Below are 708 nucleotides of genomic sequence, written 5' to 3'. Positions count from 1 at the left end.
GGAGAAGTCAGGCGTCACCAAGAGCCACTTCAAGGAATTCATCCGCGCCCAGATGGCCTGGAACCAGGCTTTGAGCGCGCGCTACCGTTCCGGCGACGGCACCGGTGCCGTCAGCGGGCAGGATCTCGTGAGGAAGATGCTCGAAAAAGGCGGCGCCATACCGAGCGCCACCGAATACATGCTGCAGCAGGTCATCTTCGTGGTTCCGGCGGCTGAACGCAGCGCGACGCTGGGCAAACGCAAGCGCGAGGCCGACGCCATGCGCACCCGCTTCAACGGCTGCAACACGACGCGCGAATTCGCCAAGGGCCTGATCGACGTCACCGTTCGGGATCTGGGCCGGGTGCTGGCGCCGCAGCTGCCGCCGGACTGGGCCGAGCAGATCAAGGCGACCAAAGTCGGCGGTGCCACTGCCACGCGCGAAACCGAACGCGGCGTCGAATTCATCGGCATCTGCTCGTCGCGCGAAGTGTCCGACGACAAGGTCGCCCAGATGGCGTTTCAGGCCGAAGGCTCCGGCGGCGACAAGGATGCCGACGCGCTCAGCAAGAAATATGTCGACGAGCTGAAGGCAAAAGCCCGCATCGTCAAGCGCTGACGTGAGCAACGCAGTGACTGCGCTCGCGTTGAGCGCCGGCGATCCGTCCGGCATTGGGCCGGAGATCGCCATCGCCGCCTTTATGGCGCGCGAAGCTGCCGCCCTGCCCC

1 protein-coding gene and 1 pseudogene are annotated in these 708 nt (G+C 65.7%); both read left to right on the top strand.

Going from position 1 to position 708, the window contains the following annotated elements; all coding sequences use genetic code 11:
• On the top strand, window positions 1–598 hold a 598-nt coding region (locus tag EN984_RS36660), incomplete at its 5' end, for a peptidylprolyl isomerase (RefSeq protein ID WP_164766020.1).
• Between the two features lies 1 nt (window position 599).
• Window positions 600–708: pseudogene (locus EN984_RS39265) on the top strand (4-hydroxythreonine-4-phosphate dehydrogenase); the annotation flags it as partial.

Origin of the sequence: Mesorhizobium sp. M7A.F.Ca.CA.004.12.1.1 (assembly GCF_003997835.1) — a bacterium.
Lineage (GTDB): Bacteria > Pseudomonadota > Alphaproteobacteria > Rhizobiales > Rhizobiaceae > Mesorhizobium.
Note: the sequence above shows the minus strand (reverse complement) of the source record. Positions and strands in the feature narration are given on the sequence as shown.